The following is a 15,245-nucleotide window of genomic DNA, read 5'->3' as shown; positions in this document are numbered from 1 at the left end:
ATAATTTAACGTTTAGATTCTCTATCATAACAACTTTTTTGCCAGCAACCTAACAGGGCTTTAACGCGCTTGCTGTAACACTTGAACCTCTTCCATTAAACGCGTAACTCGACCCACTAATTGACCACGGCTAGCTTCAAGCGAAGCAAGAATTTCTTGTTGTTCAGCGACTTGCGCGGTTAATTCGTCTATCAACTTAGCGTGTAGTTCATCCGATTTAAATTCGGTAACAGGTGTTTTACTACTTAATTCTGCAACACGCTTCTCTAAACCCACCCAATCAGTGCGTAAATCTTGATTGCGTAAACGCTCATCTAACGTACTTGCCGTTAAGCTAACTTCGGTCAGGCGTTGCATTAATCCTTTAAGCTGAACATTCACTTCTTCAGCATTGACAGTTATTTTTTCAGTATTCGCATTTAAAGTAGCCGAGTATTTATTTAAGTCATTAGCCAAAACAAGGTTTTGTTCCGTTGCAGCTTTACTGGCTAATGCTGCTGTTTTACTGACATCCAACGCTTCTGCTAGCTGCTGCTCTGACTTATTTAAACCTTCTTCTAATTGCTTAATTTTAGTTTCTAATACATCAATCGCAGGACGATTACGTTGGTGAGCGATAACCCATAATTTACGAATTTCCGAATCTGCCCACTCCAACTTCTCATTAAGCATCTTACCTGCTTCGGATAAATCATTACCCGTTGTTAACAGGATGCTTTCTAATTCCTGAATACGATTACCTAACAGTTGCATAGATTGTTGCTGCAAAACCCCCTGTTGCGTGGCTTGTTGTAGCTGTAAAAACTGCCAAGCCAGTAATCCTAAAGCGATTAATGCTAAAAAAATACCCAACCAAGCTTTTCCCGATGCACTTTTTGGTGAATTTACTGATGAACCTTGTTGTGGCTCGCTGGGTTTAGGATTAGATTTAGAACTGGACGCAGAGCCTTGTAAAAAAGCCTCTGCTTGATCGTCAGTGTCACTAGCCAGACTTTTAACCAGTGGCTGCTCTTCGATTTCTAAACGCGGTTCTTTGCGGTTTGGCATAGCTAAATTCACCCGTTATTATTGCTGCAAGCAATCGATCAATATTGAGATTGAATGCTATTTTGCCAAGACTTGCTGCGAGTAGCTACACTCGCATTTTTAATGTGCATTATTTTTTGTTGAATGCTTACTATAACCCACCAATAAGGTCGGGTTTGTCAGTGCGGTCAGTGAATGTTATTATTCCTATCGACTGATTTTTATCAGAGCGGGCTTGAAATACGCCGCTGCTAACACCACCTAATAAACAACGCTTCACTTGATGAGTAATAATAAGGAGAGTCACCATGGCTTTTGAATTACCTGCACTACCTTTTGCAAAAGATGCACTACAACCACACATTTCTGTTGAAACCCTAGAGTTTCACCACGGTAAACACCATCAAACTTACGTGACCAAGTTAAATGAATTGGTACCAGGTACTGAGTTTGAAGGCAAAAACCTAGAAGAAATCATTCAGTCAGCACCTGCTGGCCCAGTATTTAACAATGCCGCGCAAATTTGGAACCACACTTTTTACTGGAACAGCCTAAGCCCTAACGGTGGCGGTGCTGCAACGGGCGCTATTGCTGATGCTATCAACGCTAAATGGGGTTCTTTTGCTGAATTCCAAAAAGAATTTGATACCAAAGCAGTTAACAACTTTGGTGCATCTTGGACTTGGTTAGTTAAAAATGCGGCAGGTGAGTTAGAAATCGTTAATACCTCTAACGCTGGTACACCTATGACTGAAGGTCACACTGCACTATTAACCGTAGACCTTTGGGAGCACGCTTACTACATCGACTTCCGTAATGCGCGTCCTAAGTACCTAGAAGCATTCTGGGCGCTGGCTAACTGGGACTTTGTTAACCAAAACTTTGCGGGTTAATTTTTCTCGTTAATAGTCAGTTTGTTCAGTAAAAACCCAGCTTAGGCTGGGTTTTTTATTTAATCAATTAAACGGTGGTGAAGCAAATCTAAACCGTCATTAGGCGCTGAACCTAATAAGCGCTCGGCATAGGTTGTTAAATTACCCAACTCACAAACAACCAATTCTCGCCCTTCACCCCAGCTTTCTATTACAAAGCCAAAACGCCGCCAAAAATTACGCCGCCCCGCCAAAGGCTCTAACACCAATGATTTAGGCGCTTTTAAGCGACCCGTTACAATCACTGTTTCTGGCAACATACTGTTTAGCGTATGAATCATAGTGTTCACTAATAAACTAGAAACCCCTTGTCCCGACAAAGGGTTAGCGTTTTCTAAATCAATTAAAGGCTGCGTGCCAACCAAGTCCAGCACTTTAATTTTTTGATCGGCAGTAAAAGTTAAGCTCATTCTTGCTCTATGCACTTGCCCATTTAACTTGGCAGCAAAATTAATACCAAGTTCTGACTGTTTAACATCGGTATAAAGCCCAGCGCTTCCGTTAGGAATAATCACGGGTTGTTTAATGCCTTCTAACAACTGCAGCATTCGCATAAAGTTCTTTTTCAATTTAACCACTCCATGTTTGTTATTTTAAATTAAATTTAGTCACTAATTTAACGCTACATAAAAGTGCAAAGCAGCCAGTTGCAATAACAACAATAAACCAACATACCCTAAATTCCACCGCGTAAAGGCATAGGAAGCTATACCATAGCGCCCCTGCATAGCAAGGTGAGTACCAGACAAAGGCGATAAACTAACCCCTAAAGCCCACGTCATTAAAAAAACCAAAGCTAACAAATTAGGATCACTTACCCAAGGCGAAAATAAACCGCCTGCGGTTGCAATGCTAATCACTGGATGCACGCCTAAACCTGAAATCGCTACTAATACCAACAACAGCAACCAAGCTTGCCAAGCACCAAAGGTTTCTAGCTGTAAAGAAAACTCCGCCGCCTGTAAAGCAGAACCCAAACCCGCTGCTAAAACACCTGCCGCTAAAAACAACAGTACTTCACCCGACATAGTGGGCAAAGTATGCGCTATGTGCTGGCGTAAATACTGCAAAGCTTTGTAACGGTAGCGCCACACCAACAGCAGCAGCGTAAAGAATAGTGACAAAGAAGAAACAAGGGTTAAAACAGGAATGTCTTCTTTAATTAAATGCACGACCAGCACACTGATGGCTAATAAAAAAGGCAAGGTTAACGCTCGCCAATGCATAGGGTAGGCGGCGGTTAACTCTGCTTCAGGCTTACGCATTAATAAAAAACCAGCAATCAATAAGCCTATAGCTGCCAACATCAAACCTACCGGCATTAACGTCCATAAACTCGCACCCGGCGCACTGATTAATACCACCCCCATCGAAGCAAAAAAAGGCGACCAATGCGCTGCTAACGTAAAACCACGGCTAATCACTAATGCTTGCAAAGGACTTAAAACCTGCTTATTGGCTAAGCGATCAGCCATAATAATCATCGCTGAAAAGTTAATCACCGCACCAAAAAAATGCACACCCAGCAACGTTTTCCATAAAGCACGACGACCAACGGGTAAGGGTTCTTTTGCGGCTAGCTCGGTGATAGCAACAAGCCTTAAAAAACTTACGGAAAGCAGCATACTAATCAAGCCTTGATTGCCTTCTAAAGCTTTAAGTAACCAGCTTACATCGGTATTTTTTAGTTGACCAAATACCAAACCCACAGCGCCTATAGCCAACATAATTAACACTTGAATTTTTTGCAGCGGTAATAAGCGGCGAAACAAACGCACCGCAGCAAACCACGCAAAGCAGCCCGCTAAACTCGCCAATAAAGGCCAGCCAAAACTAGCTAACAGTGCCAACAAAACCATGATAAATAGGCTATAGCCAGTTAATGGGTCAGCAGGTTTCATTAGGTAAATGCTGTTTTTTCATAGCCAATTGTAAATGCGCTGCAAGCCCTTGCCTTGCTTCAATCGCAGCACGCATGATTGCAAAAGAAAAACCTTTAGCGTCAGCATTGCCATGACTTTTAACAACGCAACCCTGCAAGCCAAGAAAGCTGCCACCGTTGTAACGCACCGGATCCATCTGTTGTTTTAAACGCTGCAATAAAGGCTTAGCCATAAAACCCACTAAACGACTATAACCATTTTGATGAAAAAGGCCTTGAATTTGCCCTGATAAATAACGGGCTAAACCTTCACTGGTTTTTAAGACGGTATTGCCAGTAAAACCATCACAAACAACCAAATCTACATCGCCGTTAAAAATTTTATCGCCTTCAATATAGCCAACATAATTAAGGCAAGGATGTTGGCTGATCAAATTTGCGGCTTCTTTAACAAGGCTATTACCTTTAATGGCTTCGTGTCCGACATTCAACAAAGCAACACGCGGCTTAACTTTGCCTTCAACACAGCTAACCATCACCGAACCCATCAAAGCAAACTGCAATAAATGTTCTGGTTGACAGGCGATATTAGCACCAACGTCTAACAAGTAACTGTGGCTTTTATAAGTGGGTATAGCGGTACTGATAGCCGGTCTTTCAATGCCCGACAACATACCTAAATAATGACGACTAATGAGCATTAAAGCGCCGGTATTACCTGCACTAACAACACCTTGGCACAGGTTTTGAGCAACCAATTTAACCGCTAGGTGCATTGATGATTGCTTGCGATTACGCAGCACTGAAGCCGGTGCTTCATCCATACCAATAACGTCATCACTGGCTAATAAATAAATACGCGCAGCAAATTCACAACTTAGATGATGTTGTAGCAAAAGGGTTTGTAATAGTGATTTCTTGCCAACAAGGGTAACGCTAAGAAGAGGGTCATGCAGCAGTGCTAATAGCACACCAGCGATATTAGTACGGGGACCTAAGTCCCCGCTCATGGCATCAATAGCCAAGTTAATCTGCACAACTAAAACCAGTGCAAATCAGTACTTATTCTGCGTCTTTGTTGATAACTTGCTTGCCACGGTAAAAGCCTTCAGCAGTCACGTGGTGACGACGGTGAACTTCACCTGACGTTGCATCAACAGCCAATGCAGTTGTAGTTAATGCATCGTGTGAACGGCGCATACCACGTGCAGAACGGGTTTTTTTAGATTTTTGGACAGCCATAATTTACTCCCAGGTTTACTAAGCCAAACTTAAACATTCATTGCCCGGATTTAAGTGATTTTTTCAAATCAGCCAGAGCACTAAAAGGGTTGTGTTTCTTTGTAGACACTTGAACTTCAGGCTGCTGCTCAGTGAGCTGACCAGGTACCTTGCAACTGCCTTCTGGATGGTAAGCCACCAGAGGCAAGGCTAGAATCAATTCATCTTCTAAAGCAGGCAGAAGATCGAGTGTCTCATTTTCTATGAAGATGGGTTCATGCGTTCGTGGCAAATTAATCGCCGCTTCTTCGCTAGTCACCAGCCCCCATAAAAATTCGCTCTCAAGTGTCTGACTTACTGCTTCCAGACAACGCTGGCATTCCAGTGTCACTTCACCCTTAACCGTCCCTTGAACTTGCAACAGTCGCTGCTGGCCTATACTGAATTGCAACGCATAATGCGCTTCGCCTTCAGCACTCACCAACATTTTTTGCAACCGTTGCATAGCCTGCATAGACACATCAACAGTGATTGCCCGTTCTGCAGTACATAATTTTCTAGGATCCAGCGGGTGACGCAAGTATTCGTTTTGCATAAAATTCAAGCGCGTAATAATAGAGTGACTTAACCTAAGTGTCAAAGCACAAAGACACTTCAGCGCAAAAACTAACAGGACAAGCCTGTAAAGGCGGCTATTCTATGCTTTCATAACGCACAAGTCACCCTTATTCAAACTTAAACTTTTTCACTTTTAACTAGATTCTTTTTACCAAACAGTTTTTGTACAACAACAAAGAACAGTGGAATAAAGAAAATACCTAAAAAAGTACCAATCAACATACCGCCCAGCACACCCGTACCTATAGCACGTTGTGCGCCAGAACCAGCGCCCGTTGCTATGGCTAAAGGCAATACACCCAAACCAAAGGCAAGCGAGGTCATAATAATTGGTCGCAAACGGTCTTTCACCGCACTTAACGTCCCGTCAATTAACGCCATGCCTTGCTCTAGGTTAGCCTTAGCAAACTCGACAATAAGAATGGCATTTTTACTGGTTAAACCCACTGTGGCTAACATGGCAACTTGGAAATAGATATCTTGTTCCATGCCACGCGCTGTATTCGCTAACACCGTGCCTAAAATACCTAAAGGCGCGACCAGCATAACGGCTGTTGGCACTATCCAGCTTTCATAAAGTGCAGCGAGGCACAAGAAAACAACCAGCAACGATAAAGCATAAAGCAAAGGCGCTTGAGAACCGGCTTGGCGCTCTTGGTAAGACAAGCCGCTCCAATCCACACTAAAGCCTGGCGGTAACTGCTGCACTAGGCGTTCAATTTCATCCATCGCTTCACCTGAACTAATGCCCGTAGCTGCTTCACCTTGCACTTCCATAGCGGCTACGCCATTAAAGCGCTCTAAACGCGGCGAACCATAATCCCAACGCGTAGAAGCAAAAGCTGCAAAAGGCACCATTTGACCTTGATTATTTTTAACCGACCAAAGCAACATATCTTCAGGCGACATACGGAAATTAGCATCAGCCTGCATATAAACACGCTTAACACGACCCCGATCAATAAAGTCATCAATGTATTGTCCACCCCAAGCGGTTGATAACGTTGCGTTAATTTCAGCCATTGACAAACCTAGTGACGATGCACGCGCGGTGTCAATATCAATACGAAATTGTGGTGTATCTTCTTGCCCATTAGGACGCACGCGCGTTAGCAATGCACTTTGATTCGCCAAACCTAATAGCTGATTACGCGCATTTAGCAAACCTTCATGCCCTTGCCCAGCATTATCTTTTAAGAAAAAGCTAAACCCAGCAGCAACACCTAACTCTGGCATGGCAGGTGGTGGAAAAGTAAACGCAATGGCATCTTTTAAGCCTTGCCACGCACCCATTGCACGACCAGCCGTAGCGCCAGCACTGGTTTCAGGTGTAGTACGTTCAGACCAATCTTTTAGCTTAACAAACGCAATACCGGCATTTTGCCCAGCACCACCAAAGCTAAAGCCTTGAATGCTAAAAACTGATTGGACAACATCGACTTCATTTTGCATAAAATGATCTTCAAGCTTATAGATGCTTTCCATAGTACGCTCTTGCGTTGCACCCACCGGCGCAATCACTTGTGATATAAGCACACCTTGGTCTTCTGCGGGCAAAAAAGAACTGGGCAGGCGTACAAACATCCAAGCCATGAACCCTACAAGCAAAGCAAAGACCAGCATAAAGCGAGCAGGACGCAGCAGCATACCTTTTACACCACCACGATAAGACACACTGATTCGATCAAAGCTGCGGTTAAACCAACCAAAGAAGCCTTTCTTTTCATGGGTTTGACCTTTCACTATAGGCTTTAACATGGTGGCACACAGCGCGGGGGTTAATACAATGGCAACCAATACCGACAACCCCATTGCCGAAACAATGGTAGCCGAGAACTGACGGTAAATAACCCCTGTTGAACCCGACATAAACGCCATAGGCACAAATACTGCTGATAACACTAAACCAATACCGACCAGCGCACCCGTGATTTGATCCATGGATTTACGCGTGGCTTCCAAGGGCGACAAACCTTCTTCTGACATGATTCGCTCAACGTTTTCCACCACCACAATGGCATCATCTACCAGCAAACCTATCGCCAACACCATGGCAAACATGGTCAACATATTGATAGAAAAACCTAACGCAGCCAAAATACCAAAAGTACCCAATAATACGACTGGCACAGCGATGGTCGGAATAATGGTGGCGCGAATATTCTGTAAAAATAAATACATCACTAGAAACACCAGAACAACGGCTTCTATTAACGTGGTGAATACACCTTTAATGGAAACGCGAACAAAAGGCGTGGTATCAAAAGGAATGGCTAACTCTAAACCTTCTGGAAAGAAAGGTTTTAGCTCTTCCATTAACGCAGCAATGTTTTCAACCGTTGACAGTGCATTACCACCTGACGCTAATGAAATACCCACGCCACTGGCTGCTTGTCCGTTATAACGTGTTAAATAGCTATAATTTTCAGCCCCCAACTCAACACGCGCAATATCACCTAAACGCAGCGTTGATCCATCGGTATTGGCACGAATAACAATGTCACGAAATTCTTCAACCGTTTGCAAACGGTCTTGCGCGTTTATCGTTGCGTTAAGCTGCTGACCTTCTACTGCAGGTGTACCACCTAATTGACCTACGGCCACTTGAGCATTTTGCCCTTTAATGGCCGCAATCACTTCGTTAGTGGTGAGTTTATAAGTATCGAGTTTTTCAGGATTCAGCCAAATACGCATAGCATATTTTGCGCCAAATACTTGCACACGACCCACACCCGGTACACGGCTTAACGGCTCTGATAAATTGGTATTAACATAATCGGCAATGTCTGCACGATTCATTTTGCCATCGCTTGAATAAAACGCTAAGACCTGCAAAAAACCAGTGCTCGATTTATTAACACGAACCCCTTGCTGCTGGACGGTTTGTGGCAGTTGTTGCATAGCTGCCTGCACTTGGTTTTGTACTTGCACCTGCGCTGTATCTGGGTCTGTACCCGTAGCAAACGTCAAGCTAATCGCCGCTGCACCGCTAGAAGAGCTATTTGATGAAAAATACAGCAAACCATCTAAACCCGTTAAATTTTGCTCAATAATTTGAGTCACCGAGTTCTCTACCACTTGTGCAGATGCACCAGGGTAAGAAGCACGAATATCAATTGAAGGTGGTGCAATCGGTGGATACATAGAAACGGGAAGCTTTAAAACGGCTAAGCCACCGGCCAACATAATAATAATTGCAATTACCCAAGCAAAAACAGGGCGATCAATAAAAAAGCGAGCCATGCGCTACTCCTTATTCGGCTTTAACGGTTTTAACCGTGGCACCGGGACGAATTTTTTGCAGACCAGCCACAACAATGCGATCACCTGACGCAACACCCGAATCAACCAACCATTGGTCGCCAATGGTTTGATTCACAAGGATAGTGCGGCGTTCAATTTGGTTATTTTCGTTCACCAACATCACAAAGGTTTCGCCACGGGCATCACGCGCAACACTACGCTGCGGCACTAACAAGCCTTCAGCACGCGTTCCCATATTAATCCGTGCGCGCACATACATACCCGGTAATAATAGGTGCTCAGGGTTCGGCACTTCAGCACGTAAAGCAAAACTACCTGTCGTAGGGTTGACCGTAACGTCCGCTAATGTCATACGGCCTGCGTGTGGATAAACGCTGCCGTCTTCTAATGTAATACGTACAGCAACATCTTCAGCACGTGATAATGCGCCTGATTCTAGTTGGCGCTGAAGCTTTAACCACTCAACTGATGATTGAGTCACGTCAATGTACAGTGGATTTAGCTGCTGAATGGTGGCAAGGGCTTGCGGTTGATTAGCCGTCACTAACGCACCACGCGTAACAGAAGAAATACTAATTCTACCGCTAATAGGTGCAGTCACACGGGCATTACTTAACGTTACTTGGCGGCTTTGTAACGTCGCTTTTGCAACCGCTAGGCTGGCTTGCGCTTCTTCTAACCCCGTTTTAGCATCATCGTAACCTTGCTGACTAATCGCGCCTGTGGCACGTAAACTCTCTGCACGTTTCGCCACTCGCTGCGCCGAACTCAATGAAGCTTCCGCTCGCTGTAATGACGCTTTAGCGCTATTTAATTCCGCCAAATAAAGTGCATTATCTAACTGGTAAAGTGGCTGACCCTGCTCAACTAAAGCACCTTCAGTAAATAAACGCGCCTCAACAAGACCGCTCACTTGCGGGCGAACTTCAGCAATTAAAAAAGGGTGAGTGCGCCCAGATAATTCACGGTGCAAAGTAATCGGCTTGCTAGCCAGCGTTACGATAGAAACTTCTTGAACTGGTGCAGCAGCTGAAGGCGCTGCTGTATCTTGTTGATCGCAGCCCATCAGAAAAATGCTTACTAGCAAGGCAACAAGAAAGGTAGGACGAAAAGGCATACGCATAACAACCTCATTTAAATAGTGATGCCAGAAACCATAGCAACGCTACGGTAAATTAGACTGAGCGTTCTATTCTACATAAATTCAAATTAAAGTAATACTAATCACTTAGATTTTCACAAACATAGCAACTTAGTAACTGGGTACAGACAACTCAACTAAAGCCGATTTAAATGCCGTACTAAGGCGCTTTTCTAATACCTGCCAAGGGTTAGGTTCTGGCGTATAATTAACACTGTGCTGCACACCCAAAGCCGCTTGCAACGTAAAAACAGAACCCAACTCATCAATTAAACCTTGCGCTAAAGCCAGCTCGCCATTCCAAACCAAACCAGAAAAAATCGCTGGATTGTTGGCTAAACGGTAACCACGGCCTTCTTTTACACGCTGAATAAACTGCTGATGCGTTGAGTCAAGAATGCTTTGCCAAAATGCTTTTTGTTCGTCATTCATGTCAGAAAAAGGATCTAAAAAAGCTTTGTTATCGCCCGAAGTAAACACACGGCGTTCAATGCCCAAACGCGCCATTGCTTCTTTAAAACCAAAACCACCCGAAACGACACCAATCGAACCCACCAAACTGGCGCGATCGGCAATAATGGTGTCAGCAGCAACCGCAATGTAATAACCGCCAGAAGCACCTAAATCTTCGATCACTGCATAAACAGGCAAATTAGGATTCGCTTGTTTTAGCTTAACAATCCCATCGTAAATTTGCCCTGATTGAACTGGGCTACCGCCTGGGCTATTAATTATTAATACGACAGCCTTAGCACCCACCGCATTAAAAGCCCGCTGCGCCCCTTGCAATACCGTTGCCGCATTCGCACGCCCATCCGCTTCAATCGTGCCTTTAATATCAATCAGGGCTAAATGAGGGCTGCCACTCACCGCGTCTTCTGCTGCGGGTGAAAAAAACTGACGGCTTGAACCAAAGATCACCAATAAAACCACCAGCGTTATAACGCCACGAAAAATACCGCCAATTAAACGTCCGCGCCTTGCACGACGCTGCTCCAGTAATACCTCTTTTGCCCAAGCCTGCATCCATTGCTCTGGTTCACCTGTTTTTTTATGCTCTTCAACTGACTTAGCTTGGCTAGTCCAAGGATCGTGTTGTTCACTCATTTTACTTAACCTTAACCTGTTCAACTTTCTGCCAATTTTCATCTAAAGGCGCTTCTATACTTAGGCGCACTAGTGTTTGCGGATCTAAAAATTCTAAACGCCTTGCATGTAAGAACATTCTTGGGATCCCCGCACAACGAAAATGTTCATTAATTAAATCATTACCGTACTTGGGATCACCCAGCAATGGAAAACCGGCTGAAGTGGCGTGAACCCGAATTTGATGCGTTCGACCAGTCACTGGCTCTGCTTCTATTAAGGTTAAATCTTGATGTTTTTTAATGATTTTAAAACGTGTTAACGACGCTTTACCTTCTTTAAAGTCGGCAATTTTCATGCGCCTCTCGCCCGAAGGTGAAGACGCTCGATCAATCGGTGCGTTGATTTCCACTAAGTTGTTTGGCCAACGGCCTAATACCCAAGCCTGATAAATTTTACTCATGCTGTGTTCACGCAACTGGTCTTGTAAAAAATTAAGTGCCTGCCGTGATTTAGCCAGCAAAATGCAACCTGAAGTATCTTTATCAAGTCGATGCACCAATTCAAGATCAACTAATTCTGGACGAACCTGACGCAGCGCCTCAATTAAACCTATCCGCACGCCGCTGCCGCCATGCACAGCTAACCCTGCCGGTTTGTTAAACACCATCACCATGTCATTTTCAAACAACAATGCTTTACCTTCTAAAAGCTCACGCAAACCAGCACCAATCGGTGTTTTTGACGCTTTTTCTGCCAAACGAATCGGCGGTATTCTGATCGAGTCGCCTGCTTGCAAACGCGTATCTGCTTTAGCGCGTTTTTTATTAATACGCACTTCGCCTTTACGAATAATCCGATAAACCAATGTTTTAGGTGCGCCTTTAAGCTGATTAAGCAGGTAATTGTCTAACCTTTGACCATCTGCATTGGCGGTTACTTCTAAATAAGTTACTGCAACGGGGGAGCCTGCTGTGCTCGACATAAATCAAATCACCTAGGTTGGCTAGTCTTAAAATCGCGCCAGTATAACAAGCTTAAACGTCTTTTTCTGACCGATTGCTCAGCCCTATGACTGCTGGTATGATGCGGTAGCGCGGAAAAGGGCATAACACCCTCATGCAGCGCCTGCACCCACAGTCAATTTTGGTGGGTGACACGCAGGCCAGTGCAAAACATATTTTAGAAGAAGCCGCGGCACAGACTTGAGTTGTGAATTATTTATTTTTAGTCTAAACATGAAAAACCTAATGTAAACAACCCGCCATATCTGGGCCGCCAAAACCTACGGAAACACCATGAAACGTATGCTAATTAATGCTACCCAGCCAGAAGAGCGTCGGGTAGCCCTTGTTGATGGTCAAAGACTTTACGATCTGGACATTGAATCAGGTTCCAGAGAATCCAAAAAAGCCAATATTTATCGCGGACGTATTACCCGTGTTGAACCCAGCTTAGAAGCTGCTTTTGTTGACTATGGCGCTGATCGCCACGGTTTTTTACCGCTAAAAGAAATTGGGCGTGAATATTTTGCGAAAAGCCCCAACGAAGGCCGTGGCAATATTCGTGACTTGGTAAAAGAAGGCACCGAAGTTATTGTTCAAGTTGATAAAGAAGAACGCGGCAACAAGGGTGCAGCCCTTACCACTTACGTGAGCTTGGCAGGTCGCTATCTGGTCTTAATGCCCAACAATGCACGCGCTGGCGGCATTTCTCGGCGTATTGAAGGTGAAGAACGCAGCGCTTTAAAAGAAGCCATGAGTAACCTTAACGTACCCAATCAAATGGGTGTCATTGTTCGTACAGCCGGTATTGGCCGTACCAGTGAAGAGCTGCAATGGGACTTAGATTACCTTGTTAAAATTTGGGAATCGGTTAACCAAGCCGCACTAGAAAAACCTGCGCCATTTCTTATTTACCGTGAATCTAACGTTATTATTCGCGCCATGCGTGACTACCTACGCCAAGACATTGGTGAAGTACTAATTGATAACCAAGAAGTTTATGACCAAGCGCAAACGTTTATTCAGCAAGTAATGCCTTCTTACCAAAGCAAAATCCGCTTTTATCAAGATGACGTACCACTGTTTTCTCGCTTCCAAATAGAAAGCCAAATAGAAACCGCTTTTCAACGTGAAGTAAAACTGCCTTCCGGTGGCTCAATTGTTATAGACCACACCGAAGCTTTGGTTTCTGTGGATATAAACTCTGCCCGCGCAACCCGTGGTGGTGACATTGAAGAGACAGCGCTGCAGACCAACCTTGAAGCAGCCGATGAAGTGGCTCGCCAGTTACGTTTGCGTGATATTGGTGGCTTAGTCGTTATCGACTTTATTGATATGAGTCCAATTAAGAACCAGCGCGAAGTTGAAAACCGGATGCGTGATGCGCTAAAAATTGACCGTGCTCGTGTACAAATTGGTCGTATCTCACGTTTTGGCTTATTAGAAATGTCACGCCAGCGTTTACGCCCCTCGTTAGGTGAAACCAGTGGTATGGTTTGCCCACGTTGCGAAGGTCAAGGCACAATTCGTGATGTTAAATCCATCGCACTTTCTATTCTTCGTTTAATTGAAGAAGAAGCCATGAAAGAAAATACGGCACAAATTCGTGCAGTTTTGCCTGTAAGTGTGGCAACTTTCTTATTAAATGAAAAACGCTCGCCCCTTTACGACATTGGCAAACGCCAAGGCGTTGAAGTGCTGGTTATTCCTAATCCTGATATGCATACCCCTCATTATGATGTGGTGCGTGTCCGCGAAGATGAACTTGAAGACACCGACGTTATAACCGCAAGCTATGAGTTAGATGTCAGTTCGCACAATGACAAAGAACCCGTAACCAACAATGAAAAAGCAACCGGCTTTGCTGAAGCAGCCGTACAAAATGTTATTCGTACTGCGCCAGCACCTGCACCCGTTGCTATGGCTACCAACCAAGAAAAACCAGCAGTTAGCACGCCAGCACCAGCGTTAGAAGCTAAAGAAAAAACCGGCTTTTTTGGTCGCCTGATTAAGCTGTTTTTGGGCACGCCCGATGTTAGCGCTGAAAAAGTGGAAGTGGTAGCTAAACCAACGCCTAAAACGGCCAGCAAGCCAACAACCCATAATGCGCCTAACGATAAACAACGCAGCGAACGAACACCGCGCCCTAGTCGTCCACGCCCTGACAATAACCAGCGTAATAATCGTCAGCGTCCTGACACACGTCGCACTAATAATCGTCGTGATGACAACAGCGCACAAAATGATAATTCGCGTCCAGAAACCACGCGCCAAGAACCACAACGTCCAACAACCCCTACTGTACAAGCTCAAGACAGCAATACACCGCCTAAGCCAACACGTACTAACCCACGCAATCGCCGCCGTAATAAAGCAGCAACAGGTGATGCGGCAGTTGCACCCAACTTCAATAAGTTAAAAGCAGCTGACCCGGCAATCGTTGAAGATAAAACGAACAAGGCTACTGACACCGAAGATGCGACTAACAAGCCACAAGTGGTGCCTGTTGAACAAACAGTAACTCAAGCACCTACGGCTAAAAACCTACCCAATGAAAAAGTCAATGAAACGGTAAGTGAAGCAATAGAAACAGAACCAAAATCAGCAATAGAGCAACCTCAACGCGACTCTGAGCACTCACTTAAAGAAACACTCGCTAACGAAACAGCTAAAAATGAGCTCCCAGCAGTTACCAAGGAAGTTAAAACTGAAGCCGTAATAGCTGCCAAAGCACCAGAAGTAGTTGAGAAATCAGAAGTAGTTGAGAAATCAAAAGTGGTTGAGAAATCAGAAGTGATTACAACACCAGAGGTGATTGAGAAGCCGATTGAAAAATCTGAACCAGTTACCGAAGCAAACGTACCTGCAACAAAAGAAATAAAAGTACCAGCAGTAGAAGCTGAAATCAAACCAAAGGTTGCAGCAGCCACACTTGACAATCCTTTTGCCCACTTACCCGGTTATCAACCCTTGCCCGGACGTGCGCCCAATGATCCACGTGAAGTCCGCCGTCGTAAAAAGATGGAAGCAGAATTACTACCAACACCGCCTGATGCCTAAAACTCTTTAAT

At 44.5% G+C, this 15,245-nt stretch carries 13 protein-coding genes; 2 read left to right on the top strand and 11 right to left on the bottom strand.

The window, feature by feature from the left end; all coding sequences use genetic code 11:
- Positions 1-60: 60 nt before the first annotated feature.
- Together VJY63_RS07515 and VJY63_RS07510 are read right to left on the bottom strand one after the other, a co-directional pair.
- Entirely contained in the window at positions 61-1,047 is a 987-nt protein-coding gene (locus tag VJY63_RS07515) for a hypothetical protein (RefSeq protein ID WP_324049571.1), read from the bottom strand.
- Positions 1,048-1,177: 130 nt separating this feature from the next.
- Positions 1,178-1,336, bottom strand: a complete 159-nt coding sequence (locus VJY63_RS07510) for a hypothetical protein (RefSeq protein WP_324049569.1) — start codon at positions 1,334-1,336, stop codon at positions 1,178-1,180.
- Here VJY63_RS07510 and VJY63_RS07505 point away from each other — a divergent pair.
- A complete protein-coding gene (locus VJY63_RS07505) occupies positions 1,335-1,919 on the top strand; it encodes a Fe-Mn family superoxide dismutase (RefSeq protein ID WP_324049567.1) in 585 nt (194 codons plus the stop codon). The genes VJY63_RS07510 and VJY63_RS07505 overlap by 2 nt on opposite strands.
- 59 nt (positions 1,920-1,978) lie before the next feature.
- Here VJY63_RS07505 and VJY63_RS07500 read toward each other — a convergent pair whose 3' ends face one another.
- The 9 genes from VJY63_RS07500 to VJY63_RS07460 all read right to left on the bottom strand — a co-directional run bounded on the left by VJY63_RS07500 (position 1,979) and on the right by VJY63_RS07460 (position 12,155).
- A complete protein-coding gene (locus VJY63_RS07500) occupies positions 1,979-2,527 on the bottom strand; it encodes a hypothetical protein (RefSeq protein WP_324049565.1) in 549 nt (182 codons plus the stop codon).
- 42 nt (positions 2,528-2,569) lie between these two features.
- Entirely contained in the window at positions 2,570-3,859 is a 1,290-nt protein-coding gene (locus VJY63_RS07495; protein WP_324049563.1) for a hypothetical protein, read from the bottom strand.
- Complete coding sequence (gene plsX, locus VJY63_RS07490; RefSeq protein WP_324049561.1) at positions 3,846-4,877, bottom strand: phosphate acyltransferase PlsX; 1,032 nt, start codon at positions 4,875-4,877, stop codon at positions 3,846-3,848. Before plsX ends, VJY63_RS07495 begins: the two co-directional genes overlap by 14 nt.
- Positions 4,878-4,902: 25 nt before the next feature.
- Entirely contained in the window at positions 4,903-5,082 is a 180-nt protein-coding gene (gene rpmF, locus VJY63_RS07485) for a 50S ribosomal protein L32 (protein WP_324049559.1), read from the bottom strand.
- A 37-nt stretch (positions 5,083-5,119) separates the two neighbouring features.
- A complete protein-coding gene (locus VJY63_RS07480; RefSeq protein ID WP_324049557.1) occupies positions 5,120-5,656 on the bottom strand; it encodes a YceD family protein in 537 nt (178 codons plus the stop codon).
- A 140-nt stretch (positions 5,657-5,796) separates the two neighbouring features.
- Entirely contained in the window at positions 5,797-8,922 is a 3,126-nt protein-coding gene (locus VJY63_RS07475) for an efflux RND transporter permease subunit (RefSeq protein WP_324049555.1), read from the bottom strand.
- Positions 8,923-8,932: 10 nt separating this feature from the next.
- A complete protein-coding gene (locus VJY63_RS07470) occupies positions 8,933-10,066 on the bottom strand; it encodes an efflux RND transporter periplasmic adaptor subunit (protein WP_324049553.1) in 1,134 nt (377 codons plus the stop codon).
- 129 nt (positions 10,067-10,195) lie between these two features.
- Positions 10,196-11,191 (bottom strand): S49 family peptidase, encoded by a 996-nt coding sequence (locus tag VJY63_RS07465; RefSeq protein WP_324049551.1) that lies wholly within the window; start codon positions 11,189-11,191, stop codon positions 10,196-10,198.
- Between the two features lies 1 nt (position 11,192).
- Positions 11,193-12,155 (bottom strand): RluA family pseudouridine synthase, encoded by a 963-nt coding sequence (locus tag VJY63_RS07460; protein WP_324049550.1) that lies wholly within the window; start codon positions 12,153-12,155, stop codon positions 11,193-11,195.
- 313 nt (positions 12,156-12,468) lie between these two features.
- Between VJY63_RS07460 and rne the strand changes: the two genes are divergently transcribed.
- On the top strand, positions 12,469-15,234 hold the full coding sequence (gene rne / locus VJY63_RS07455; RefSeq protein WP_324049548.1) for a ribonuclease E: 2,766 nt from the start codon (positions 12,469-12,471) through the stop codon (positions 15,232-15,234).
- Positions 15,235-15,245: the final 11 nt, after the last annotated feature.

The sequence above is a fragment of the Marinospirillum sp. genome (assembly GCF_035271045.1).
Classification (GTDB): Bacteria; Pseudomonadota; Gammaproteobacteria; order Pseudomonadales; family Halomonadaceae; genus Marinospirillum.
Note: the sequence above shows the minus strand (reverse complement) of the source record. Positions and strands in the feature narration are given on the sequence as shown.